18 protein-coding genes and 5 pseudogenes are annotated in these 24,380 nt (G+C 70.7%); 10 read left to right on the top strand and 13 right to left on the bottom strand.

The window, feature by feature from the left end; all coding sequences use genetic code 11:
* Positions 1-154: 154 nt before the first annotated feature.
* Positions 155-496: a hypothetical protein gene (locus tag AB0G32_RS33530; RefSeq protein WP_361172170.1), complete on the bottom strand. Its 342-nt coding sequence runs from the start codon at positions 494-496 to the stop codon at positions 155-157.
* A gap of 28 nt (positions 497-524) precedes the next feature.
* Positions 525-698, bottom strand: coding sequence for a hypothetical protein (locus AB0G32_RS33525; protein WP_361172167.1), 174 nt, complete (start codon positions 696-698; stop codon positions 525-527).
* Between the two features lie 50 nt (positions 699-748).
* On the opposite strand from AB0G32_RS33525, the pseudogene AB0G32_RS33520 reads away from it, so the two are divergent.
* From AB0G32_RS33520 to AB0G32_RS33510, 3 genes and pseudogenes are all read left to right on the top strand, one after another.
* A pseudogene (locus tag AB0G32_RS33520) lies at positions 749-1,900 on the top strand (IS4 family transposase); the annotation flags it as partial.
* A 346-nt stretch (positions 1,901-2,246) separates the two neighbouring features.
* Positions 2,247-3,092 (top strand): 2-dehydropantoate 2-reductase, encoded by an 846-nt coding sequence (locus AB0G32_RS33515; RefSeq protein WP_361172140.1) that lies wholly within the window; start codon positions 2,247-2,249, stop codon positions 3,090-3,092.
* Between the two features lie 336 nt (positions 3,093-3,428).
* Entirely contained in the window at positions 3,429-4,604 is a 1,176-nt protein-coding gene (locus AB0G32_RS33510; RefSeq protein WP_361172137.1) for an MBL fold metallo-hydrolase, read from the top strand.
* Between the two features lie 228 nt (positions 4,605-4,832).
* Here the strand turns inward: AB0G32_RS33510 and AB0G32_RS33505 are convergent, their stop codons facing one another.
* Positions 4,833-5,651, bottom strand: a complete 819-nt coding sequence (locus AB0G32_RS33505) for an IclR family transcriptional regulator (RefSeq protein WP_361172134.1) — start codon at positions 5,649-5,651, stop codon at positions 4,833-4,835.
* Between the two features lie 1,327 nt (positions 5,652-6,978).
* Between AB0G32_RS33505 and AB0G32_RS33500 the strand changes: the two genes are divergently transcribed.
* Together AB0G32_RS33500 and AB0G32_RS33495 are read left to right on the top strand one after the other, a co-directional pair.
* Positions 6,979-8,178 carry a hypothetical protein gene (locus AB0G32_RS33500; protein WP_361172131.1) on the top strand — a complete coding sequence of 400 codons (1,200 nt, stop codon included), beginning with the start codon at positions 6,979-6,981 and terminating at the stop codon, positions 8,176-8,178.
* 127 nt (positions 8,179-8,305) lie between these two features.
* Positions 8,306-9,343 carry an alpha/beta hydrolase-fold protein gene (locus tag AB0G32_RS33495; RefSeq protein ID WP_361172127.1) on the top strand — a complete coding sequence of 346 codons (1,038 nt, stop codon included), beginning with the start codon at positions 8,306-8,308 and terminating at the stop codon, positions 9,341-9,343.
* Positions 9,344-9,405: 62 nt separating this feature from the next.
* Here the strand turns inward: AB0G32_RS33495 and rraA are convergent, their stop codons facing one another.
* The 7 genes and pseudogenes from rraA to AB0G32_RS33460 form a co-directional block, all read right to left on the bottom strand.
* Positions 9,406-9,912, bottom strand: coding sequence for a ribonuclease E activity regulator RraA (gene rraA, locus AB0G32_RS33490; RefSeq protein ID WP_361172124.1), 507 nt, complete (start codon positions 9,910-9,912; stop codon positions 9,406-9,408).
* A gap of 62 nt (positions 9,913-9,974) precedes the next feature.
* Positions 9,975-11,702: a thiamine pyrophosphate-dependent enzyme gene (locus AB0G32_RS33485; RefSeq protein ID WP_361172164.1), complete on the bottom strand. Its 1,728-nt coding sequence runs from the start codon at positions 11,700-11,702 to the stop codon at positions 9,975-9,977.
* A pseudogene (locus AB0G32_RS33480) lies at positions 11,699-12,229 on the bottom strand (SDR family oxidoreductase); the annotation flags it as partial. The pseudogene AB0G32_RS33480 and the gene AB0G32_RS33485, both read right to left, overlap by 4 nt.
* Before the next feature lie 25 nt (positions 12,230-12,254).
* Positions 12,255-12,449: pseudogene (locus tag AB0G32_RS33475) on the bottom strand (SDR family NAD(P)-dependent oxidoreductase); the annotation flags it as partial.
* Positions 12,450-12,640: 191 nt separating this feature from the next.
* Positions 12,641-13,807, bottom strand: a complete 1,167-nt coding sequence (locus AB0G32_RS33470; protein WP_361172121.1) for an ABC transporter ATP-binding protein — start codon at positions 13,805-13,807, stop codon at positions 12,641-12,643.
* Positions 13,807-15,561 carry an iron ABC transporter permease gene (locus tag AB0G32_RS33465; RefSeq protein ID WP_361172118.1) on the bottom strand — a complete coding sequence of 585 codons (1,755 nt, stop codon included), beginning with the start codon at positions 15,559-15,561 and terminating at the stop codon, positions 13,807-13,809. Before AB0G32_RS33465 ends, AB0G32_RS33470 begins: the two co-directional genes overlap by 1 nt.
* Complete coding sequence (locus tag AB0G32_RS33460) at positions 15,558-15,986, bottom strand: hypothetical protein (protein ID WP_361172116.1); 429 nt, start codon at positions 15,984-15,986, stop codon at positions 15,558-15,560. The genes AB0G32_RS33465 and AB0G32_RS33460 overlap by 4 nt, the downstream gene beginning before the upstream one ends.
* Positions 15,987-15,997: 11 nt before the next feature.
* Here AB0G32_RS33460 and AB0G32_RS33455 point away from each other — a divergent pair.
* From AB0G32_RS33455 to AB0G32_RS33435, 5 genes and pseudogenes are all read left to right on the top strand, one after another.
* A pseudogene (locus tag AB0G32_RS33455) lies at positions 15,998-16,195 on the top strand (hydrolase); the annotation flags it as partial.
* A 279-nt stretch (positions 16,196-16,474) separates the two neighbouring features.
* Positions 16,475-16,702 (top strand): annotated as a pseudogene (locus tag AB0G32_RS33450) (hypothetical protein); the annotation flags it as partial.
* Positions 16,703-16,822: 120 nt separating this feature from the next.
* On the top strand, positions 16,823-18,001 hold the full coding sequence (locus tag AB0G32_RS33445; protein WP_361172113.1) for a tyrosine-type recombinase/integrase: 1,179 nt from the start codon (positions 16,823-16,825) through the stop codon (positions 17,999-18,001).
* Positions 17,998-20,628, top strand: coding sequence for a site-specific integrase (locus AB0G32_RS33440; RefSeq protein ID WP_361172110.1), 2,631 nt, complete (start codon positions 17,998-18,000; stop codon positions 20,626-20,628). Before AB0G32_RS33445 ends, AB0G32_RS33440 begins: the two co-directional genes overlap by 4 nt.
* Positions 20,625-21,206 carry a DUF6262 family protein gene (locus tag AB0G32_RS33435; protein WP_361172107.1) on the top strand — a complete coding sequence of 194 codons (582 nt, stop codon included), beginning with the start codon at positions 20,625-20,627 and terminating at the stop codon, positions 21,204-21,206. Before AB0G32_RS33440 ends, AB0G32_RS33435 begins: the two co-directional genes overlap by 4 nt.
* Before the next feature lie 173 nt (positions 21,207-21,379).
* Here the strand turns inward: AB0G32_RS33435 and AB0G32_RS33430 are convergent, their stop codons facing one another.
* The 3 genes from AB0G32_RS33430 to AB0G32_RS33420 form a co-directional block, all read right to left on the bottom strand.
* Complete coding sequence (locus AB0G32_RS33430) at positions 21,380-22,408, bottom strand: nuclear transport factor 2 family protein (RefSeq protein WP_361172104.1); 1,029 nt, start codon at positions 22,406-22,408, stop codon at positions 21,380-21,382.
* A gap of 237 nt (positions 22,409-22,645) precedes the next feature.
* Complete coding sequence (locus AB0G32_RS33425; RefSeq protein WP_361172101.1) at positions 22,646-23,401, bottom strand: alpha/beta hydrolase; 756 nt, start codon at positions 23,399-23,401, stop codon at positions 22,646-22,648.
* A gap of 90 nt (positions 23,402-23,491) precedes the next feature.
* Positions 23,492-24,268, bottom strand: a complete 777-nt coding sequence (locus AB0G32_RS33420) for an alpha/beta hydrolase (protein ID WP_361172098.1) — start codon at positions 24,266-24,268, stop codon at positions 23,492-23,494.
* Positions 24,269-24,380 lie beyond the last annotated feature (112 nt).

Genomic DNA, 24,380 nt, shown 5'->3' with positions numbered 1-24,380 from the left:
ACGAACCGGCTCGATGGACGTGGGTGGCACAGCCACCCGGACGATGTCTTCGTCGCCCTCACGCGGTGGGACGACGGGCGGAGACCGTCGTCCCACCGCCGGGCTCCCACCGTCGCCGGGTACGGGTCCCGGCCGCCGATCCGGCCGGGACCGGTCACGCGCTTGCCCGACCCGGGCCACGAGTGGCGATGTCGAAGGAGTCGTCCACCAGCTCGCGTACCAGGTGTTCCGACAGGTCCGGTGCCCCGATCACCGGCGGTACCGGACGCCGGCCCCAGCCCTCGTCGGCCACCTCGTAGGACTCCGCGGTACCGAGCGCGAAGGTCGGCACCAGGTCCAGATCGACGGCGTTGGCGTGGTCGTTGTACACGATCACCGCGACGTCCGGCCGGTGCTCGGCCATCCACTGCCGCGCAGGGGCGTAGCTGTCGAACAGCGGCTTCCAGTACGGCGTCTGCGTCTTGCCGTGGTCCATCGCCGCGCCGATCGACGGCACGTGCAAGGTGCCGAAGCCCCAGATGATCTCAGCCAGGTATCCGACCTCCCGCCATCAGGGCCGCCTTGAACTCCTCGGTCGACATGCCGGTGAAGACACCGCCCAGGTCCGGCACCGAGGTTCCGTCCAGCATGGCCAGCTTGTACCTGTAGAAAATGGACGCGCCCAGCTCCTGCATGCCGATCCGGTCCCGTTCCAGGATCGCCGTCGTCCGGGTCGTGCCCCTTGGCGTGCAACGCCAGTGCGTTAAGGATGTGTGCGCCCTGTCAAGAGGGCGGGACCTCTGGTAATCCGCAAGGTGTCGAAGCCACTGCGAGTGTTCCGGAGGTCCCGTTGTTGCAGAATTCTGTCAGCGTCAGGTTCGGCACGACAGCCCTGGACGTGTACGCACCTGGCCATCTGGGCGAGTTGACCCAGATCATCGACCCCGAGTTGGTTGACGCGGTCCTGGAGGACACCGGTGTCCGACAGCAACGGCTGCGGCTGCTCCCGGCGCGCGTCATGGTGTACTTCGTACTGGCCCTCGCCTTCTTCGAGCGATCCTCCTACCAGGCGGTATGGGCCAAGCTCACGGCGGGACCGGGCAGCGTGCCCGTGGCCCGCCCGTGCGCCTCGTCGCTGGCCCGTGCCCGGCGCCGGCTGGGAAGCGGACCGCTGCGCCACCTGTTCTCGATCCTGGCCGGCCCCGTGGCCGACCATCGCCAGTCCTGCGCCTTCTACCAGGGCCTGCGCCTGGTCGCCGTGGACGGCACCACCCTGTCCGCTCCCGACGAGGAAGCGGTGACCTGGCACTTTCGCAAACACATCGGCAGGGTCCGCGCGTTCGGCTACCCGCTGGTGCGCATGGTGGCCCTCGTGGAGTGCGGCACACGGGCTCTGGTGGACGCGGTCTTCGGACCCGACGACGTCGGCGAACTCACCTACGCGCGCCGTCTGCTGGGACATCTGGATGCATCGATGCTCTTACTGGCCGACGCCTACTACGACGCGTTCGACTTCCTTCAGGCCGTGCAGGACACCGGGGCCTGTTGCGTGCTGCGCTCCACCCGCAAACGTCGGCCGACCGTGCGCCGGCCGCTGCCCGACGGCTCCTACCTCACCGCGGTCCTGCCGCGCCGCTACCGTGCCGGGGCAAGCGGGCAGCGGGTTCAGGTGCGGGTGGTCGAGGCGTGGCTCACCGTCGTCCTCGCCGACGGCACACGTCGCACCGAGCTGTGGCGGCTGCTGACCAATCTGCTGGACGCCGACAGCCACCCCGCGAACGACCTGCTGCGGCTCTACCACCGACGCTGGCAGGCGGAGACCTGCTATTTCTCGCTGAAGTCCACGATCTTGGACGGGCGAGTGCTGCGTTCACGCAGTGTCCCCGGTCTTGAGCAGGAGATCTTCGCACTGCTGACGGTCTACCAGGCGCTGGTCCGCATGGCCGGCGATGTCACGACGGCCATGCCGCCACTGTCCGTCCAGCGGGTGAGCTTCACCGTTCTCTTCCAGACCGCCGCGGACCAGATCATCGTCGCCCCGGGACCTGCCCAGGGCAGTACGGCATCGTTGATCGGGGCCATCGGCCGGGCCGTGCTGGCCAACCTCCTCCCCGGACAGCGCCGCCAGCGTCTGAAGGCCCGCTACCGCAAGACATCCAGCAAGTACCAGTTCCAGCGGGACCAGCATCCGCGCACCGTTCGCAGACGTACACACTGGACTTCAAGATGGTCAAGGACGGAGACATTGACGCCGGACCTGGCGGCTAATGCAACGGTGTTGCACGTCAAGGGACGCCATCTCGCTCCGCCGGGACGGCATCCGCTTCGTCGCCCCCGACGGCGACCGGGCCCACCGGGTGCGGGCCGAGAGTACGCTCACCTCCGGCCGGCCCTACGACCTGGTGTTGATCGCCGTCAAGGCGCCCGGGCTGGAGCAGGCGCTGGTCACGGCGGCTGACGGGATCGGTCCCGACACGGTCGTGCTTCCGTTCCTCAACGGCATGGACCACCTCGACGTGCTCCGACGGAGGTGGCCCGGACAGGTGATCGGGGGGCTGGTGAAGATCGTCGCGACGGTCGACGGCATCGGCGCCGTCGTGCAGATGACGTCGCTGTGCGGCATGACCGTGGGCACGCTGGACGGGTCGCCGCTGCCGCACCGGGTGGCCGGCGTCCTGGACGTGCCGGGCGTCGACCTCACGGTCGCCGCGGACATCGTCGGGCAGTTGTGGGAGAAGTGGGTGTTCATCGCCGCGGCGGGTGTCGTCACCTGCCTGCTGCGCAATGACGTCGGCAGCATCCTCGCCGCCGGCGGTGAGGGGCACATCCGTCAGGCCGTCGCCGAGGCCGAGGCGGTGGCCCGGGCGGCCGGCCACCCGGTCGGCGAGACGAGCCACGCCCAGAGCCTGGAACTCCTCACCGAACCGGGATCGTCCTTCACCTCCTCGCTCTACCGGGACCTGCGGCGCGGTCAGGCCCAGGAGGCGGAGCACATCCTCGGTGCGCTCGCGGCACGCGCCGGCACGCTGGGGGTTGAGACGCCCCTGCTCGACCTCACTCTGACCCAGATCCGTGCCCAGCACCTGAGCACGGCGGCCGCGGGCGCTCAGTAGCCCGCCGCGACGCGCCCCGGGCCCCGTGCGGACGTCTCCGCCGTACCGCGGGCTCGGACGCGGTACGACGCCCGTCAGCTTCGGCCCGGGCCAAGCTCCGTTGGCCCGCGGCAGCGCCGGACGGGGTTCACGCGGCGCCGTTAGCGCGCCGCAGACGAGTCGAAGAACCGCGCTACCTAAGCTTGCGCTGCTCGCACGACCGATCCGTACCGGGCTGTGGACACCTCCGGGACCGGCGGAGATCGTGGCACGGCGCCACGGTGCGCGGTGCTGCCCCTCCCGGCGGCCCGCTTTCCGTCGGCGTGTCCTCCCAGCACGCCGCAGAAAGGTTTCTCCATGTGCCGAGCCGCAGATGTCACGTCGCAGGACGCCCACGCGAACACCGCAGCAGGACCCGCCGACACCCGGCCCGCCACCCGCAGGGCGCTGCTCGCCGGCATCGCCGCGGCGGCCGCGGTCGCCGGTCCCTGGTCCAGCTCCCAGGCGGTGGCGGCAACGGCCGCCCGGCCCGCCGCCGCATCCGACGCCCCGCTGTCGCTCACCCTGCTGGGCACCAACGGGGGTCCACCGCCCCAGGCGGCGCGGTACGGCATCTCCTCCGCGCTGGTGGTCAACGGCCGGACCTACGTGGTGGACTGCGGCCGTGGAGCGGTCAGCCAGTACATGCGGGCGGGTCTTTCCATGGCCTCGCTGGCCGGCATCTTCCTGACCCACCTGCACGCCGACCACGTCGTCGACTACTACGCCTTCCCCATGCTCTGCGCCGGCGCCTCGGGCACCGGCGGTTTCCGTTTCCCGATCGAGGTTCACGGTCCTGGCCCGGCCGGCCTGGACTCCACCGTGGGCAGCGCCCCGGGCCCGGTCCCGGGCACCGTGGAGATGACGGAACTGGCCGCCCGCGCCTACGCCGCCTCGCCCTCCTTCTTCATGAGTGAGGGCACCGGCACCGACCCCACCACCCTGCTGCGCGTGCACGACGTACTGCCGCCCGCGGGCACCGGGGCGTCCGCGGCCGACACCGCACCGGAGATGTCCCCCTTCACCGTGATGGAGAACGACGACCTCAAGGTCACCGCGGTGCTCGTTCCGCACGGCGCGGTCTACCCCGCCTACGCCTATCGTTTCGACACCGACCACGGCAGTGTCGTCTTCTCCGGGGACACCGCCCCCACCCCGAACCTGATCAGACTCGCCCGGCACGCCGACGTCCTGGTCCACGAGGCACTGCACCCCGAGGGCCTGACCGGTCTCGGGCTGCCGCAGACCCTGGTCGACCACATCCTGGCCACCCACACCGACGTCGCCGACCTCGGCCGCATCGCCGCGGAGTCCGACGTGCGCACCCTGGTCGTCACCCACCTCAGCCCCGGCGAGCCGGCAGCCGTCTCCGAGGCGACCTGGCGCCGGCTGCTGAAGGACAGCGCACGGCGCGCGGCCTTCACGGGCTCGGTGGTCCTGGGTGCCGACCTGCTGCACCTTCCGGTGCGGGCCAGGAGTGGCCGGGCACGGTGAGACGGTGGCGGCCCGCTGAGCGCCGGGGGCCGCCACGGCGGCACGGCGGTGTGGCGGTGATGCCTGCCAGGTCGCCCTTGCCGTCCCCCATCGGCTCTGCGTCGTCCCCCGCGGTCCCCGGTCGGCCCGCGCCGTCCCGTCGTCTGCGCCGTCTCGTCGCCCGGTGCGTGCACCGCACCGCGGCGGCGGCGGGCACGGCGCGCAGGTGGACGGGCGCCGTGGCCCCGCTCAGAAACGGTAGGCGCTGATCTCCTTGGTCAGCTCGGCGGCGGCCGACTTGAGTCGCGCGACGATACGCGCCTCCGCGTCAGGAGCGGCGGACGCCTCCGGGCAGACGAGGCTGAGCCCGGCGAACATCTCGGGCTCCGGCAGACCGACCGCCACTCCCAGGGACAGGACCCCGGCCTCGCTCTCACTGCGGTTGACCGCGTAGCCGGCCGCGCGCACCGCCCGGATCTCCCTCACCAGACCCTCGACCGTCGCGATGGACCGCTCGGTGACAGCGGCCGGGGGCGCGTCCCGGTAGAGCTGACGCACCTGGTCGTCGGTGAGCGTGGCGAGCAGCGCCTTGCCCACTCCGGTGACATGGGCGGGCAGCGTGTCCCCCGTGCGCAGCGCGGCCCTGATGGTGCGCCGGCTCTCCACCCCGTCGACGTAGAGGACGTCCCGGCCACGCGGCAGGGCGAGGTGCGCGGTCATCTCCGTGGCGGCGGCCAGTTCGGTGAGCACCGGCCTGGCCAGGGCCCGGACGTCCAGGGCACGGACGGCGGACAACCCCGCGTCGATCAGCGCGGGGCCGGGCCGGAAAGAGCGGGAGGCGGAGTCCTGACGCACGAAGTCGTAATAGGCGAGCATGGCCATGAGGCGGTGCGCGCTGGAGCGGGCGATACCCAGTTCCGCGGCCACGTCCGCGAGGGTCAGAGCCGCGCGGTCCTGAAGCAGCAGGAGAATGCGCAGGGTGTTCTCCACCGAGGCGATCGGGTAGGCCGACGCCGCACGGTCACTCAGCGGCGGCATCTCGCCAAGGCGGTCGGGTGGAATGTCCATGCGGCCAGCTTCCCATGTCGGCGAAGCGTGACGCGCCCCTCCTGCCGCATCGGACCGTCGCCCGGCCGGGACGTGCGACGGCCGCACGAACGGCCCGGCACAGCGCCCGGCGCGACCGCACGGTACCCGGCACGTCCCGATCGGCGGTGCTGCCGTCGGACGCCCGGAACCGCGCGGCCGGCGCGCAGGAAGACGGCCCGCCAGCCGTGCCGGTCCTGCAACGTTCGACTCATCGAGCGGGGCCGGTGACACGAGCGACGCGGCGCCCGCCTCCGGGCCGCGACGGCTCGTACGGCGCGGAGGTGACCGCACAGGCCCACGCGGGCCGCTGCACGGCTACCGAGCGCGGGGGTGTCCCGCCGTGCATCCGGCTGCGACCGGTCATGCGGTTCCCCTGACTCAGGCCGCGAGAGGCGTCGACGTCGACAGGGCACGACCATATGAGCTGCGCGGACACCCGCCATCGGTCACATGTCGCGACTCGTGCACCGCGCGGTGCCATAGGAACGGCACGACGTCAGGGTGAGGACACCTACGTCAATTGTCCTGCGCGCCGGAAGTTCGCTGCCGGCACGTACCGGGGCGGGCGGGCTGCTCTCCCCCGCCGCGGGCGTTGCCTTCCGGCAGGGTGACCGCCGGCGTGAGAAGGACGGGGTACCGGGACGGTGAGCCGGCCCGCGGCCGACGCCGGCGCGAGGCGTCGCGTCCCGCGCCGTGTGGCCCGGCGGCACGCCTGTGCCGCCGAGGACGCAGGCAGGCGCTCACCGTGCCGCGCCACCGGAACTGATCAGTGTTCGTTCTCGCCCCTTAAGGGACAGGTGTGTTGACGGTACATGTGCCTTGGGGTTGAGTGAGGACACCCGGGCGAAGGGCCCGAGTGGGCCTCCACCGGTGTGCGTACGGCACGGCTGAGCGCCCTGTCGCGGTCGCGTAGAGCCGTTCGGGGGCAGGATTCCGCACGGTCCGTACCGCAGGCCAGCCGCACGGCACTCTGATCAGCGCCACATCCCTCAGCACCACATCCCTCACCGCCGTCCCTCCCGCCGGAGTGGGCCACCTGCTCGTCTCGTCGCTCGTGCACACCGAGTACGCGGCGCACTTCGCGTCGGCCCTGCGGCGTCACACCGCGGTGACCGGCCACCGCGCGGAACAGGTACGCCTGGCCACCACATGTGAGAGGACGTCGCCCGTGGACAGGAAACCGTCACGGCCGGCGGGTCCGCGCCCCCGCAACGATGCGCGGGACGCGCCCGTGAGCCAGCCGTGCGGGCTACGCCAGTGTGCCGTGACCGCGCTCACTGCCGCCCCCACAGAGAGAAGTGATCGCATGGACCGCACGCGTCGTCATGTCCTGACCGCCGCCGGCGCCACCGCGGCGAGCCTGGCAGGAGGTGCGCTGCTGAGCGGCTGCGGACACCACGACACCTCCTCAGCGCAGCAGAGCCCCCTCGCGCTCACCGTCGCGGCCAAGTCGCCGTGGATGGCCAACCAGGTCGCCCTGACCAGCGACGGCACCATGTTCCTCGGCCTGCCCCGGTTCCCCGGGCACGAGACGACCCCGTCCGTCGCCCGCCGGTCCGCCGACGGCGCGGTCGCCCCGTTCCCCGGCAACGCCTGGAACGAGTGGGCACCAGGCGACAGCGGACGGGACTCGTTCGTGTACGTCAACTCCGTGCACATCTTCGCGGACGACAGCGTCTGGTGCGTGGACCAGGGCGGGCTGCGCCCCGACGCCTCGCCGAAGGAACTGTCGACCCCGAAGCCGGGCGCGCAGAAGATCGTCCGTCTCGACGCCCGGAAGGGGACGGTTCTCGACGTGCTGCGTTTCGACGACGACATCCTGCCCACCGGGGCGCAGATGAACGACCTGCGGATACACGGCACGACGGTCTACATCACCGACTCCGGCCTGGGCGCGCTGATCATCCACGACACCGCCACGGGCAGGACCCTGCGCCGGCTCGCCGGGCGCGAGCAGATGCTGGGCACGCAGTCGCCGACGCCCACGCCCACCACCGCTTCCCCGTCGGTCGGCGGCACCGCGAACAAACACCGCACGCCGAAGAGCGACATGATCGAGGTGAGCGCGGACGGGACCTGGCTCTACTGGTCCACACCCGACGGTCCCGTCCGGCGGGTGCGCACCAGCGTGGTGCGTGACACGAGCCTGTCGGACGACGAGGTGGCGGCCCAGGTCGAGCATGTGGCGGACATCCCGCTCTGCGGTGGCTGCGCCCTCGACACCCGGGGCAACCTGTACCTGTCGGACATCGACCACCACCGCATCCTGCTGCTGTCCCCGGCGGGCAAGCGGACGGTGCTTGCCGCGGACGCCGGTCTGATCAGCCCGGACGGCTCCTTCATCGACGGCGACCGGCGGCTGTACGTACCGGCCCCGCAGACCAGGCTGACCGAACTCTTCGGCCATGCCAAGGACCTGACCAGCAAGCCCTTCCTGATCTACTCCCTGCGCCTGCCGGAGACGTTCGACGGGATACGCCTGGGCGACGCCGTCACGGGCGGTTGAGGGCGCCGCCCCGGCCGGCCAACCGACCGGACCGCACGGGCACCTCATCCGGTACCGCTACTCCTTCACAGTCACCTCAAAGGCGTGCCTTACGGTTTCCTCAGACGGCGTCCGGACAATCTTCCGCATGAACACCTCTCACCTGCCGCGACGCGGTTTCCTCGCCGCCTCGCTCGGCGCCGTCTTCCTCGGTGCCACCGCCTGCGGCACCTCCTCCGACAGCTCCGCCGCCGGCGAGTCCAGCTCCGCCGCCGCCTCCAGTGGCACCCCCACCGCCGAGGCCAGCGAAACCGCCACGGCGACGAGCGTCGAGGAACCGCCCAGTCTGGACGACCTGACCTCCCAGGTGAAGAGCTCATTCAAGCAGTTCACCTACGAGGACTCGCAGACGGGTGAGTCCCTGCCCTACAACCTGTACATCCCCGAGGACTACGACGCGTCCAAGTCCTACCCTCTGGTCCTCTACATCGCCGACTCCAGCCTGGTCGGCCAGGACGTCACCGCCCCGCTGTCCCAGTACGGCGCGCTCATCTGGGCCAGCGCCGACGAGCAGGCCAAGCACGAGAGTTTCGTCCTGGTCCCCGAATACCCGTCCGTCATCATCGACGACCACGGCAGCTTCACCACCACCGACTACGTCGAGATGACCACCCGTCTGCTCAGCTCGGTCACCGGCAAGTACAGCGTCGACGACAAGCGGATCTACGGCACCGGGCAGTCGATGGGCTGCATGACGGTGATGTACCTGACCGCCAAGCACCCCGACCTGTTCGCCGCCGAACTCTTCGTCTCCGGCCAGTGGGACATCAGCGAACTCGACAACCTCGCCAAGGAGAAGTTCTTCTACATCGCCGCCGGCGGCGACGAGAACGCCTCCGGCGGCCAGGACGACGTCAAGGCCATGCTCAAGGACGCCGGAGTCTCGTATCAGAGCGCCACCTGGGACGCCACCTGGTCCGCCGCGAAGTACGCCACCGCCGCCGAGGAGCTCTTCGCCGCCGGTGACAGCATCAACTTCGCCACGTTCAAGACGGGCACCGTGCTGGAGGCATCCGACTCCACTTCCTCCGACCCGGCCATGAACAGCGAGCACATGGCGTCCTTCGAACCGGCCTACAAGATCACCCCGCTGCGCGACTGGCTCTTCGAGCAGAAGGCGGCCTGACCGCCCGCCGGACGGGGTCCGCCCGGGTCGGCACGCCGCCGGACGGACCCCGTCCGGCGGCGTCATCCGGTCGGTGCGGAGCCCGTCCGGGCACCGGGCGGAAGGACCACGACACCGTCCAGGTCCGCGTACACGAGGTCGCCGTTACGGAAGGTGGCGTCACCGAAGGTGACCGGTTCTCCCGTACTGCCCGTCCCCTCCTTGGCACTGCGCCCCGGATGCGTGCCCAGGGCCATGACGCCGAGGTCGGTTCCGCGCAGCCGTTCCGCGTCCCGGACGGCACCGTTGACGACGATGCCCGTCCATCCGCTGGACGCGCCCAGTTCGGCCATGTTGTCGCCGAGCAGGGCACAGCCGAGGAAGCCGCCGCCGTCGACGACGAGGACACGTCCGTGCCCCGGCTGTGACAGTGCCGCCCGGAGGTGGACGTTGTCCCCGAGGCAGCGCACCATGGCGACGGGCCCCGCGAACAGCCGCCGCGCACCGAAGTGACGCAGTGGTACGGCGCAGGTGACGGCCGTGTCTCCCAGGGCATCGCACAGGTCGGCCGTCGGTTCGGGGTGGGTCATGTGTGCTCCTGACAGTGCGTGGTGGTTCCGGCCGGGCGCCGGGGAGGGCGCCCGGCCGGGGATCAGTGGTGCGCGCCGGCCGGCGTACCCTGGCGCGGGCCGGGCAGCCGCATGTGGCGGCTGAGTACGGTGCGGGCGGTCCTGATGTCGACCAGGGCCGGGCCGCTTTGGTTCAGCGCCGCCTCGGCCGTGGCCCGGGCGTCGGCGTGCTCGTCGATCGTCCAGGCCCGGGCGCCCAGCGCGCGGGCCAGCACCGCCAGGTCCGGCGGGGGCACCACGGCCAGCTCCGCGCCGTCACCGTCGCGTCGCAGCCGCTGGTACTCGGTGCCGAGCGCCTGGTCGTTGAGGACGAAGACCGTCAGGTCCACGCCCGTCCGGGCGGCCGTGTCGAGTTCCTGGGCGTGCATCATGAAGGCCGCGTCGCCCTCGAAGACGACGACCTTCTGGCCGGGCGCACCGCGGGCGGCACCGATGGCGGACGTCATCGCCTGGCCGATGGACCCGAAACCCTGGGCGGTGAGAATCCGGCCGTCGGCCGGTGCGGTGACGAAGGCGGAGACGAAGCCGGAGCAGTGGCCGTTGCTCACCACCACCACGGCGTCCCGCGGAATCACTTCGCTGATGTGCAGGAGAGCGGCGCGTGGGTCCACCGTGCCGGGCTGCAGGTCGGGGGCGTAGACGTCGAGGTCCTCCTGCCAGCAGTCCGCGGAGGTGCCGACCGGGGTGAACCAGGGGTCGCGCCGTCCGGTGGCCGCGGCGACGGCACGGGCGACCTCGGCCATGGTGGCCGTCGCCTCCCCGCGCACGACGGTACCCAGGGCGGTGGCCTCCGGGACGGCAGGCGGCTCGTCGAGGACGCGCAGGACGTCCGCCGCGGCGAACAGCTCCCGGGACTGGGTGGTGCTGCGACCCATGCCGGCTCCGACGGCGACCACGACGTCGGCCTCGGCCAGCACCCGTTCGGCCGCCGGGTGGGACAGTCCACCGGCGATGCCCAGATCCAGGAGGTGGCCGTCGAACAGGCCCTTGGCGGGCAGGGTGGTGGCCAGTCCGGCGCCCAGGTGGCCGGCGAGGACCCGCAGAGGGTCCGCGGCACCGCCGAGGGCACCCCGGCCCGCGATCAGCACGGGCCGCCGCGCCCGCACCAGGGCGGTGGTCAGCTGCCGTACCGCGGTGGCCGGAGCACCCTCTGCGGTGGGTCCGCATACGGCTCCGGCAGGGCGGTGCCGACCGCCTGGGCCGGTACTCCGGGTTCGGGACGCGCCGGTGAAGAGGTCCGCGGCGACCGCCAGGACCACCGGCCGTGAGCGGGCCTTGGCCAGGGCCATCACCTCGTCGACGACGGCATCCGGGTCCTCGTCCGCGGCCATGCGTCGGTAGGGAGCCTCGCACGCGGTGGCGAAGGACTCCTGGCCGAAGCTCTGGGCGCCCGCGTACCCGGTGGGGACCTCGGCCGTGATCAGCACGAGCGGGGAGCGGTTGCGGGCCGCGACCACCAGCGAGGTGGCCACGTGGGTGAGTCCGGGACCGTGGGTGACGGAGCAGACGCCCACGCCGCCCGACGACCAGGCGTATCCCTCGGCCATCGCGACTGCGGCACTCTCGTGCCGGACCTCGACGACCTCCACGCCGGCTGTGTCGAGGGCGAGGAAGAGCGCCATGTTGCCGTCGCCCATCAGTCCGAACACGGTGGAGCAGCCGTGCCGGGCCACCGCCTCCGCCACCGTCCGGGCCCGCGTCGTGGGCACCGTTCCGTCGGCGGAGCCGAGGCGCTTGTCGGTGCTGTTCAAAACTGGTACCTCCGCAGTCCGCCGTCGACGGGGACGACCGTGCCGGTGATGTACGAGGCGCCCGGGGAGGCCAGGAAGGCGACGAGCCGCCCGATGTCCTCGGGGTCCCCGTAGCGGCCGACGGGTATGTCCTTGATGTGCTCGGCCCGGTCGGCGTCGGAGTAGTTCCTGAGCATCTGCTCGCTGAGGATGCGGCCGGGGGCGACGGAGTTGACGGTGACGCCCTCGGGGCCCAGCTCTCGGGACAGGCCCTTGGCCCACGCGTGCGCGGCGGCCTTGGCACAGAACTCCCCGCTGACGCGCGGTGGTTCGGACTTGCCGGTGATGTTGACGACCCGGCCCCAGCGAGCCGCGCGCATGGCCGGCAGGAAGAGTTTGGTCAGCCGGCGCATCGACTCGAAGTTCAGGTTCATGGCGACGGACCACTCGTCGTCGCTCGCCGTCAGCCCGGAGGGCCGCCTGCCCCCCGCGCTGTTGGCGAGGATCGCCACGGGGCCCAGGGCCGCCTCGGCTCGTTCGAGGGCGGTTTCGCCGTCCTTCCTCCTCGGTGATGTCGGCCGATACCACGGCCGGGCGCGGCAGGCCCTCGGCCGCCACCTGGTCGGCGAGTTCGGTGAGCTTGTCGGCCCGCCTGGCGACGAGGGCCACCCGGGCTCCCTCGCGGGCCAGACAGGTGGCGATGCCACGGCCGATACCGGCGCTCGCGCCGGTGACGACCGCGGTCCGTCCCTCCAACTGGAGATCCACGGTGTTCCTCTCCTGTGCTGCGTGCTGCGTGCTGCGTGCTGCGTGCTGCGTGCTGCGTGCTGCGTGCTGCTGATTGACGCCCCGGACGGCGGCTCGGCCGACGTCACGGGCAGTCCCGTCCGGTCCGTACTGCCGTACTGCCGTGCGCGACGGTGCGGTGGCTGTTCTCCGGCCGTCCGGAGGCCGCCGTCTCAGTCGCTCCGGTGCTGCTGCCAGGCGGGCGGCGCGTCGTCCTTCCCCTCGTGCAGCCGCGCGACGACCTTGTCGCCCGGACGGAGCGTGCGGGCGGCCCGGGGGATCTCAACGATGAAGGACACCTCCGCGCTGCGGCAGGTGACCTCGGTGCGGTTGCCCAGGAACTCCACCAGTTCGACCGTGGCGTCGATGCCGCCCGAGCCGTTGTCGTCGGTGGCCGCGCCCAGGGTGAGCGCCTCCGGCCGGACCAGGATGTCGATCCGCTGCCCGACGGCCACGTCCCGGCCGTCCGTGGGCGGCGCGACGCGCAGCACCGGCCGGTTGTCCGCGCTCGTCAGCACGGCGGCGGTGTCCGCTCCGCGCTCGACGATCTCGGCGGGCAGGACGTTCACCGGGCCGAGTGCCTCGGCGACGAAGCGGTTCCTCGGTGCCGCGTACAGTTCGGCGGGCGAACCCGCCTGCTGCGCGGTGCCGTTCCGCATGACGATCACGCGGTCGGACAGGGCGAGGGCCTCGGTGCGATCGTGGGTGACGTAGAGCATGGTCAGGCCCAGCCGGCGTTGCAGGGCGTGGATCTCGGTGCGCATCCGGACACGCAGTTCGGTGTCCAGGTTGCTCAGCGGCTCGTCCAGGAGCAGCAGTTTCGACTGGGTGACCAGGCCGCGGGCCAGCACCACCCGCTGCTGCTGGCCGCCGCTGAGGCTGGTGGCGGAGCGGGAGCCGTACCCGCCCAGGCCGACGGTCTCCAGCATCTCGTTGGTGCGCTCGGTGATCTCCTCCTTCGGCAGCCGCTGGGCGCGCAGCCCGTAGGCGACGTTCTGGTAGACCGTCATGTGCGGCCACAGGGCGTAGGACTGGAAGACCATGTTCACCGAGCGCCGCTCGGGCCGCACGTGGGTACGCCGGTCGGCGACCACCCGGCCGCCGAGGGTGATGCTGCCGTCGGTGACCCGGTGCAGCCCTGCCACACAGCGCAGGGTGGTGGTCTTGCCGCAGCCGCTGGGGCCGAGCAGGGTCACGAACTCGCCCCGCCCTATACGCAGGTCGACGCCGTCGACCACGCGGTTCTTGCCGTGCTGGGCCACGATCCGCCGTGCGTCGAGCACCGCCTCCGTGCCCGCTGGTGCGACCGCGGGTGCCGTGGCCGGTCCGGTGGCCGTCATCACTTCCTCCGATCTGCGCGTTCCGCGCGGTCCGCCCGGAAGAGGGCCCGTAGGACACCCATGCCGGCGAACATCAGGACGAGTTGGAGCAGGCCGACCGCCGCGGCTTTGGTGAGCGCGCTGCTGGAGTAGTTCCAGGCGACGACGGACAGGACCTGGGTGTGGGGTGAGTAGAGCGCCACCGCGACGTTGAGTTCGCGGATGGCCAGTACGAAGATCAGGACGAACGCGCTGTACAGCGACGGCCGGATCAGCGGCAGCAGTACCGACCAGACCGTCCGCAGGCGGGAGGCGCCGGAGACCTGGGAGGCTTCCTCCAGGGACTGGTCGAGCTGGTGGACGCCGTTGGAGACCAGGCGGACGGCGTGGGTGAGGCAGACCGAGACCATGCCGATCCCGATCAGCGGCAGTGACGCGTACAGCGGTGTGCGGATCAGGAGCAGGAGCAGGCCGGTGCCCATCACCAGGCCGGGCACCGCCATCGGCGCGGTCGCCACGTAGGACAGCGCGCGGGCGGTCGGCAGCCGCAGCCGGTCGGCGAGGTAGACCACCACGACACCGAGGGCGAGGGAGACGACGGGCACTCCGATGGCCAGCAGCACGGTGTTGACGGTGGCGGTGCGGACTTCGGCGGTGTCCAGCGCGTCCCACAGCGTGGCGAACGACATGTCGACATCGCCCAGGGACACCGGCAGGAAGCTCGACATCGACATGACCACGATCGCGGCGAGCGGCAGCAGGAAGGTGACGAGCGAGTAGGCGCCGGTCAGCGTCCACACGACGGCCGCGGTGAGCCGCGAGGGCTGGGTGCGGGTGGACTGGTGTCCCCGGCCGGAGACGGAGACGAACCGCTCACCGTTGCGCAGGGTGCGCTGGTAGAGGTAGAGGCCGACCATGCAGACGATCATCAGTTCGGCGCTGACGGCCGCCGCGAGCGGCAGGTTCTGGCTGGCGCTGTACAGGGCGTTGTACACGGTCACCGACAGAGGTGTGAAGGAGCCCTGCTGGCCGAGGATGCTCGGTACCGAGAACTCGCCCACGGCGAGGATGCCGATGAACAGCACCGCCGACAGCAGGGATGCGCGCAGCACCGGCAGCATGACCCTGAGCGTCGTGTACGTGGGGCCCCGGCCGCACAGGTGGGACGCTTCCAGCATGCGGGAGTCGATCCGCCGCATGGCCGCCGAGACGAACAGGTAGGCGTAGGGCACGTACTGGACGACCATCACGAAGATCATGCCGCCGGTGGACAGCGAGTCGGGCTGGAACCAGGCCGGGACGCCGATCGAGTCCAGGAACCGGTTGATGACCCCGGTGTCCGGTGCGGCCAGCCACACCCAGGCCACCGCGGTCACGAAGGGCGAGATGAACAGCGTGCCCATGCACAGCGTCTCGCGCAGGCGTTCGGCCCGCATCTCCAGCCGGACGGTGGACCAGGCCAGGGCCGTCGCGACCGCGGTGGCGACGGCGCCGATGAGCAGGGCGAAGAGCACCGACCGGACGAGCAGCCAGAGCATCGAGCCGGTGGCGAAGACATCGCGCACGGCGGTGAGGGAGAGTCCTCCGGCGAAGGTGATCGGGTCGTTCGTCACCGCGCAGACGACGACGTAGACGGCGGGGCCCACGACGAGAGCGGCCAGGATCAGCCAGGTCAGCACGAGCAGGGCGTGGTGCTGGTGGTCCCGGCTCTCCAGGTCCCCGGGTGCCGTCTCGCCGGCCGGCCGGCCGGGACCCATGTTCTGCAGCACGCTCATGACGCTCCCCGCACGGTCTGGTCCCACCGCTCGACGAACTCGGCCAGTCCCGGGCCGGTCAGGGTGGGGTCGGTCTGCCAGTCGAGCCAGACCTTCTCGGGCCGCTGGTACCAGGGCAGTTCGGAGGCGAACCCCCGGTCTTCCGTCCAGCCCGCCATCACCGAACTGCCGCCGGTGGCCTCGGTCATGGCCTCTTGACCAGCATGGGACTGGGCCCACTCGGAGAAGAGCCGCGCGGCCGCCGGATGCGGCGCCTCGGCCGCGACGCCCTGGTAGAAGAGGGTGGCGTTCATCGGGGAGACGGACGAGAAGCGGACCGGTGATCCGGACAGCGCCAGCGGGCCGAAGATCGCGTCGTCACCGAAGATGGTCGCGCTGAAGGCGCCGGCCAAGATCTCCTGCGAGATGGTCTGAATGCTGCTCACGACGGCCGGCCTCGGGCGAGACGTTCACCCTGCCCGATGCGACCGACGTACGGTCGTTCACCAAGGAGAAGGGCCTTACCTGGGTCTCGATGTGGGCCACGTTCCGCGACCGGCAGTGCGACAGCGGTACCTCCTCGGGCAGCGCGCAGACCGACTGCAGCGGAGTGGATCAGGAGGACGGCGCGTTCGCGAAGGCATTGGCTGGCTGAGGGCCACCGGATCCCGGGTCTCAAGATGACAGCGGCGACAGGCTGAGAGGCGCGCACTGCTTTCGCCCGGATCGGAGAGTCCCGTACGGCCGTGGCGGACCAGCGGGGTGACGGACGGATGCCAAGGCATCCGACCACCCGGCTGGGAGCATTCTTGACCTCGCTGGACGCGGTAGCTTGGCGAGCTGGGCGACCAGTCCTTCGGGCATGCAAACGTGGAATACCCAGAGCTCCCCGCCGATTGGTTCTCGTGTAGAGATCACGGGAGGGGGCGCACTGGTGGCCGAGCTGATGTTGTTCCGGCGGGACGCGGACGGCCGGGACGTTGAGCTGTCCGGTTCGACGGTGGCGCTGGAAGTGGAGCTGCAGCGGCGGGTCGAGGCAGGGCTGGAGCAGATGCTCGGCATTCGGTTCCTGGCGTCGGAGTACCCGACCGGTCCGTGGCACCGTGGGCGGATCGACACCCTGGGGTTGGACGAGAACGGCAGCCCGGTCGTGATCGAGTTTACCGACCGCAGGTAGTCCTGCCCGTGATGTCCGTCTGGGACTGTGACCAGCACGTCCCCGGCTTGTTTACCGACCGTGTCCGGGACGTCTGTCATGTTCTGGAGTCGGTACGGAGGACGAGTGGCACGGCACGTGGTGGTCGGGGACCTGAGAGTCCAGCAGATCGAGCGGAAGGATGGGCGGCGGTCGTGGACGATCGTGTGGCCCGAGGGGACGGTGCACACGGAGGCGGACCGGTTCCTGCGTCTCCATGACGGTTCGGGAACGCAGAGGACGTACGCGTATCTGCTGGTGGACCACTTGCGGTGGCTGGAGCGCGAGTGCCTGACCTTCACCGCAGTCCAACTGCGGGATCTGGAACGGTACATGGGCATCATCGGTGCCGAGGTCCGCATGCCGCTCGGCGAGCCGTGGCGGGTCGGCAAGCGCCCCTACGGCCGCTCCGCGTTGTCGATCGCGGCGGCATGTCTGAAGGGCTTCTACCTGCATCAGTCCTCCCTCGGCATCAACGGCGAACTCGGCAAGAAGCTCGACAGGTCGCGGCTGCCGTCGCGGGTGGACCGGCGGCGTTCGTTCCTCGGGCATGTGAAGTCGTCGCTGCCCACCAACCCGCTGGCGCCGAAGGGACCGCACCGCCGGCATCCAAAGATGCTTCCGGACGGAGCCCGGGAGAGGCTGCTGGAGACGGTGAACGCCGCCCGGGACCGGCTGGTTGTCACCTGGCTCGCCGACGGCGGGCTTCGTATCGGCGAGCTGTGCGGGCTGCATTTGGTCGACCTGCATCTGCGTGAGAATGCGGCCTGCGGCGAGTGCCGCGCCCCTCACCTGCACGTCTGCCACCGGCCCGGCAATCCGAACCGGGCCGAAGCCAAGACCAAGCACCCCTGGCAGATCGAGCACGGCATCATGACCGGCGGGCTGATCAAACGAGTCAGCCCGGCGATGGTGCACACCTACTTCGAGTACGTCACCACCGAATACCCGCGCGGCGCCGGGCACGGCATGCTCCTGGTCCAGTTGCACGGCGCCGATACAGGACAGCCGTGGGCGCCGGTCGGAGCCCGGCGGATGCTCGGCCGGGCCGGGAAACGTGCGGGGCTCGGGGTCGTGAAACCCCATGCCTTCCGGCACTCGTTCACGTCCGCGGTTCTCGAAGCCGCCGACGGCAACGTGTTGATCGCCCGGGACGCCGGCGGCTGGGCGTCGGCGGCGATGGTGGATGAGGTCTACGGACATGTCGATGTCCACGACCCGGTGTTCGACGCCGCCCTGCGCACGGTCTGGGGTGGGACGAAGTGACGGCGCTGTCGCTGCTGCCGCAGCAGGATGCCCGCACGCGACGGGACCGGCTGGAGGTGCTCACCGCGCTGATCAACGGGCCCGAGTTCGATCCGGTGCTGCGTGGCGGGGTGCTGAGGATCCCGCCGCTGCACTCGGTCTATCCGTGGAGCTGCACGGTCATCGACTGCGCGCGTCCCCGCTGGAGGCGCTACGCGATGTGCTCGGTGCACGCCGGGCAGTGGCGGGAGGCGGAGGCGCGCGGCATGAGCCGGGCTCAGTTCCTGCGGACCGCGGAGCCGCTGCCGGTCACGGAGATGCCGGAGGCGATGATGTGCCGGATCTGCCCGCAGCGGCCGGCGTTCAGCCTGCAGTTGGTGTTGTGCTTCCGGCACCGCAACCGGTGGCTTGGCCATCTGAAGCGGCACCCCGGCGCGAGCGAGGATGAGGGGGAGTTCGACCGGTGGCTGGTCGACCAGCCGTCGCTGCCGGGCTACGGTGAGTGCCGTGCGGACGTATGTGACGAACTGGCCGCCTCGCCGCTGGGGTTGTGCGGCGCGCACGAGCGTGGCTACATCCGGGCCGGGCGGCCGGGCGGGGCGACGCTGCCGAAGAACTTCTTCGCCACCTACGAGCGCGGTGGTCGTCCTGTCCCGGTGACATGCGAGGACGAAGTCGCCTTCCGTGCCTGGTGCCGCGCGCAGCTGCCGGTTCACCGCACCGGAACGGTCAACCTGCGCGGGCTGCGGCCCTTGCTGCGGGCGGAGTTGCAGTGGGGCATGTATGTCCACGGCCTGCAGCCCGTCGCCGTGTGGCATCTGACGTGGGTGCAGTCGCTCGCGGACGAGTGCCAGCGCCGCGACGTGGACTCCCTGGCCAGCCTGGATGCGTCCGTCTTCCGCCGCGCCTACCACCAGCGCATGGTCCAGGAGATGCAACAGGCCCTGCGGAAGATCTACTTCACCCCCTCCGAGACCCGGGATGCCGGCTATATCGAGACCGAGCACTTCGGGGTGCGCTTCCCCCACCGCTCCAGCTACGTTGACCTGGCCTGCATCACCCAGCGGTGGCTGCGCGACCTCTTGTGGGAGCACATCGCCGATGTGCTGCGCTCGCCCACCTGCCCGCGCAGCGCCCAGCCGGTGGACTTCGTGCGCCGCGCCGGCGCCGAACTGTCCGCGTTCTTGGAGGCGGAGGCGCCGGGTGGCGGCCACGACCCGTCCGTTCTGCGCTGCGAGCACGTCCACCGCTTCGTCGCGGACCTGCGCAACCGCGAACGCCTCGGCCTGGCGTTCCGCGGACAGGCCCGCCTGGACGGCAAAAGGGCGAAGGTCACCGAGAACTCGCGCCGGATGGTGTTCAACTACGGCCGGGCCCTGCTGCGCGGCGCGCTGGACAGCGGCAGCGCCGAGAGAATCGGCCTGGACCGCGCCTTCATCGCCGCCATGCCGGTCGGCGGCCCGGGCACGCCCCGCAGCCGCAACCCCTTCCCCGACGAAGTCGCCCAGGCGCTTGCGGACGAGACCAACCTGCAGCAGCTCGCCTCCGGCCACGACCCGCACGACCGCGGCCTGAGGGACATGTGGGAGACCATCATCGTCACCGGCCGGCGCGCCAATGAGGTCATCCAGCTCCGTCTGGACTGCGTCGGCCGCTACGGCGGGCTGTCCCTGCTCTGGCACGACCAGACCAAGGTCGGAAACCTGAACGCGGCCGTCCGCATCCCCGACCACCTCCTTCACCGGCTCGAAGAACGCCGCAAGAAGACCCTGATCCACTACGCCGACCGGCACGCCGGCCGCCCGCCCACTGCGGCCGAGCGCGCCCAGCTGGCGCTGTTCCCCACCGACATCCTCAACCCCGACGGCCGCCGCGCCCTGTCCTACACCTGGTTCCACACCGGCTTCCGCAGCTGGATCGCCGACCTCGACCTCGGCGGTCACTACGTCGCCCACCAGGCCCGACACACGCTGGCCACCCGGCTGCTGCGGCACGGCGCGACCCTGACCCACATCCGCCGCTACCTCGGCCAGGTCTCCGACCGCATGGCCGAGCACTACGTCCACCTGACCCAGTCGGACCTGGACAACGTCCTCCAGCATGTGTGGGTTGCAGGCCCCGGCACCACGCATCCCGGCGAACTCCTCACCAGCGACACCACCCCGCTCACCCACGAGCAGGCCCAGGCCCTGGCCATCGACCTCTCCCGCCGCAGCACCCCGGCCGAGGGCGGGTTCTGCACCTTCCAGCCCGTCGTGAACGGCGGCGCCTGTCCCTTCAACCTCGACTGCCACAACTGCGACAAGCTCGTCCTCTCGGGTGCCGACCTCCTCTATTGGCGGCGCAAGCGCGAACAGTGGCGGCTGCTGGCCGAAGGCGCCCCCGACGACGCCACCGCCGACTACCTCCACCAGTACTTCGAACCCACCGCCCGTGCCATCGACGGCCTGGAGAAAGCTTTGGCCAGCCTCGGCCTCCTCGACGACGCTCTCGCCCTGGACCTGCGCAAACCCCAGGACTACTTCCACCACGTCTGGTCCACCGCCTTCCGCGCTGCCGACCTTGCCGACGCGGGCGGCGACGAGCCGGACGAGTACAGCGATACGTGCACAGCCGACAGCGACGACCCCGAACAGGAAGCCGCATGAACACCGCTACCGTTCCCGAACCCCGCACCGCGGCGGCCCTGGCCGCCCGCCGCCGCAAGACCGAAGCCGCCCTTGAGCGCGTCCACCAGGCCATCGCCCGGCTCCGACGGGAGAAAGCACAGGTCAGCGTCGCCGCTGTCGCCCGCCGAGCGGATGTCTCACGCACCTTCCTCTACGACAACACCGAGGCCAGAGCTGCGGTCGCCGCAGCGATGACGCAGATCGGTGAACGGCGGTCGGGGATCCTCGTCGAGCAGGACGACGAACGCGAGGCGACCTGGCGCGAACGCGCGCTGAACGCCGAGGACGCCCTCAAGGCCGCCCACGCCGAGGTCCTCACCCAGCGCAACCGCATCGGCGAACTCCTCGGTCAAATACGGGACTTGGAAGCCGAATGGACCGAGGAGGCCATCCAGCGGATCACCACCGAGAACACCGCCCTCAAGCAACGGGGCCGTCAACTCACCGCCGCCAACCGCACCCTCGACGAACGGCTTGAGGCCGCCCGCTCGAACCTCCGCTTCCAAGACCGCCGCGTCGCAGACCTCGAAGCCCAACTCGCGTCTCGCGACGGGTGATCATGCCCAGGCAGATGCCTCGTGGCGGATAGCCTCATCGGCCAGCCGCCCCGGCTCGAGCACGCGCACCAGGCGAGGTTGGTGATATCGGCGAGGCGGTTTGCGGACGGGGTGAAACCGCTCAGCGCTGCGGCCAGGGGGCCTGCGCGTCTGGGCGCAGCCCCCCGATGTAGTCAGCTGAAGAACGGGTCGTCCACGACGTGGGCCCAGCCGCCGTCCGGCTGACGTCGGAGGATCTCGGTGGTGGTGGAGATCACCGGTACCGGTCCGGCTCCGGTGAGTGTGGCGTTGTTCGACACCAGGGCGATGTCGTCAACCTGTCGGATGTCTCGCAGTTCGAGGTTGAGGTGGGATTGGCTGTCGACCATCTGCTGCATGGCCGCGCGGATGGCGTCGGTGCCCGTCAAGTGAGTCCCGGGGGCAGGAACGAAGTGGGCGTTCGGCTCGTAGAGCGACACCAGACCCTCGACGTCCCCTGTCTCCAGGTACTCCATGAACAAGGTCCCCACCTGCTGAGGCGTCTCAGCGCGGCGCCGGGCGGTGAGACCGACCGGCTTGTCGCCCCAGCCGGCCGAGGCCAGTAGGTCGTACCAGGAGGGATAGGCGCCATACGGCAGGTGACGGCGCAGCAGCTCGCCCGGGAAGGTGATCGGGGATGCCTTGTGCGGCTTGGCCGTGGCCTGGGTGAGGATGGCGTCGCTGAGCGCGTAGGCCAGGTCCAGGCGCGGGAGCAGGACGTGCACATCGTCGGCGAGGCCGGATGGCAGACTCTCACGCTGGACTCCGAGGATGTCGGTGCCGATACCGGCCTGGGCCAGCGCGACCTCCGTGCCCTTCCGCGCGGCGATGCCGTCCGAGGTGTGCAGGGCGATGGCGTCCCAGGCGATGGCGATACGCCGTTCCTCGACGCCGTGCTCGCGCAGGAATGCCGCTGCGGCGTCAGCGCCGTCGACTTCGAAGCGCTGGTCGCCGTTGCCCTCCTCGGTCAGGCCGATGTCGTGCAGAACACAGCTGAGGAACAGCAACTCGTCGTCGTAGTCGCTACCGGCGCGCAGACCCTGGTTCTGAGCATGAGCGCGAGCGAAAACATAGCTACGGACGCTGTGATGGAGAACGAATGCGGGCGAGATCCGGTCCAGATAGGCATAGGTGTCCCGGGCGAGGCTCGTGTCGGGCAGGTCGAGCTGCTCGAAGACGGACAAGCCTGCATCTGAGGTCATGATGTGTGTCTTTCGTCCGGATGCCCCGGTACGGGGACGATTGGTTCGGTGTCTCGGCGACGCGCTGACGCGTGCCGGGTCTTGGAGGTGCTGCGCACGGCACGTGGAGCGACGGCGGATCGCCCTGCCAGGGATGTGCGGTTGCCGTCGGTGCGGCTGGTGGAGTTGTGCGGTTTGCTGGAGGGGATGAAGGGGGGCGTGCGCGGCCCCCCCGGCGGGTCAGACGCGCTTTGTGAAGTCCTTGGTGGCGCGCTCGACGAAGTCCGCGACGCGCTTTGGATGTGAGACGAAGGCCGTGTGGGAGGCGTCGATGTCCTCGGTGTGTGCGTGCATCCGGTCGGCCATGTCCCGCTGCAGCTGAGGCGGGATGGCGTTGTCGTCGTTGGAGACGAGGTACCAGGTCGGCTTCCGGTCCCATCCCCGGACGGTGGCGGCCTCGGTGAACGCGAATGCGGACAGCGGCCGCTGCGTCGCGTACATCGCGCGGGCCAGCTCGTCGGAGGAGTCACCGCAGAACACCTCGCGGAACCGGCCGGGGTTGATGTAGAGGTCGGGCCCGCCCGGGGCGCCGGGGGCGTCATACGGGGTCGGCGCGTTCTCGGTGGCGAGCAGCGACGGCGCGTACCCGTCCTGTGCGCTGAGGCAGCTCTCGCCGACATCGAGGCCGAAAGCGGCCAGGTAGACCAGCCCGATCACGTTGTCGAGGCCGACGGCGGCGTGGCTGATGACGGCGCCGGCGTAGGAGTGGCCGACGAGCACGACGGGGCCGTCGACGGCCGCGACGCGGGTCCGGATCGAGGCGGCGTCGGACGCGAGAGCGCGCAGCGGGTTCGGCGGAGCGACGACGGTGAAGCCGTCGGCTTCGAGGCCGGAGATCAGTCCGCTGTAGCCGGACGCGTCCGCGAAGGCGCCATGGACGAGGACGATGGTGGGTTTGGCATCGGTCGTGGCCATGGTGGTGGTCGTGTCGGTCATGTCGTGCCCTGCTTTCTTGTCGGATGGAACGGTGGCCGCTGCGCGAAGCGCAACTTCTCTGGTGCGGAACGTTTTGGGGCAGATTGCCGGTCAGGCGGACGGTGCGAACGCTGTGATCGCGTCGACGAGTTCGTCGGGGGCTTCGAGCGGGATGAGGTGGCCGGTGTGTGCGATCACCGCGAACTGCGCTCCGGAGAGGTAGGGAAGGAGGTTGCGGCGCAGCACGTCGACGGGTTCGACGCGGTCGTGCTCGCCGGCGATGACGAGGGCTGGGACGCTGATCATGCGGGCGTGTTCGGTGATGTCCTCGGCGATGCCGCGCAGCGGCCATTCCGTGCGCGCCGCCTCGGCGCCGGCCCGGGAGTCCGCGCCGATCTGGGCCTTGACCCGTGCCGGCAGGTCGGTGGCGGTCAGGACGGTATCCCTCGCGCCGGCGACGGACTCTTCGGTGTCGTAGGCGTGGGAGAGGAACTCGCGGTACTCGGCGGTGATCTCCGCGGCCGGCCTGGCCGGTCCGGATCCGACGAGGACTACCCCCCGCAGACCGGCGGGTCGCGTCGCAGCGACGAGTTGCGCCACCTTGCCGCCCATGGAGTGCCCGACGAGGACGTAGTCGTCGATTCCGGCGTCGGCGAGGACGGCGACGGTGTCATCGGCGAGTTGGCGGAGCGTGTAGGGCCCAGGGAGCGTGTTCGAACGACTCCACCCGCGGAAGTCGACCGCGAGCGTGTCGCGGCCCGGCAGACGGTCCACGACCAGGTCCCAGGTGCGGGCGGAGCCGCCCCAGTAATGCAGGAAGACCAGGGTCGGACCCGTGCCTCTACGGTGGTCGTATGCGGGCAGGGAAAGGTGCTGTGTGCTGGTCATGCGGGGATCCTTCGGTCTCGCTTTGCGGCTGGTTCTGCCGTGGTTCCATTGGACCGCCGGGCGCGGAACGAGACATCGGCACGACTGGACGGCCGATGGTGAAAACTGGACT

Source organism: Streptomyces sp. NPDC023723 (genome assembly GCF_040639815.1).
Lineage (GTDB): Bacteria > Actinomycetota > Actinomycetes > Streptomycetales > Streptomycetaceae > Streptomyces.
Note: the sequence above shows the minus strand (reverse complement) of the source record. Positions and strands in the feature narration are given on the sequence as shown.

Bases quoted from the DNA above. Each gene is read 5' to 3' on its own strand.
- AB0G32_RS33515 (WP_361172140.1), top strand. From the start codon at position 2,247: ATGCAACGGTGTTGCACGTCAAGGGACGCCATCTCGCTCCGCCGGGAC.
- AB0G32_RS33510 (WP_361172137.1), top strand. From the start codon at position 3,429: ATGTGCCGAGCCGCAGATGTCACGTCGCAGGACGCCCACGCGAACACC.
- AB0G32_RS33505 (WP_361172134.1), bottom strand. From the start codon at position 5,651: ATGGACATTCCACCCGACCGCCTTGGCGAGATGCCGCCGCTGAGTGAC.
- AB0G32_RS33500 (WP_361172131.1), top strand. From the start codon at position 6,979: ATGGACCGCACGCGTCGTCATGTCCTGACCGCCGCCGGCGCCACCGCG.
- AB0G32_RS33495 (WP_361172127.1), top strand. From the start codon at position 8,306: ATGAACACCTCTCACCTGCCGCGACGCGGTTTCCTCGCCGCCTCGCTC.
- rraA (WP_361172124.1), bottom strand. From the start codon at position 9,912: ATGACCCACCCCGAACCGACGGCCGACCTGTGCGATGCCCTGGGAGAC.
- AB0G32_RS33470 (WP_361172121.1), bottom strand. From the start codon at position 13,807: ATGACGGCCACCGGACCGGCCACGGCACCCGCGGTCGCACCAGCGGGC.
- AB0G32_RS33465 (WP_361172118.1), bottom strand. From the start codon at position 15,561: ATGAGCGTGCTGCAGAACATGGGTCCCGGCCGGCCGGCCGGCGAGACG.
- AB0G32_RS33435 (WP_361172107.1), top strand. From the start codon at position 20,625: ATGAACACCGCTACCGTTCCCGAACCCCGCACCGCGGCGGCCCTGGCC.
- AB0G32_RS33425 (WP_361172101.1), bottom strand. From the start codon at position 23,401: ATGACCGACACGACCACCACCATGGCCACGACCGATGCCAAACCCACC.
- AB0G32_RS33420 (WP_361172098.1), bottom strand. From the start codon at position 24,268: ATGACCAGCACACAGCACCTTTCCCTGCCCGCATACGACCACCGTAGA.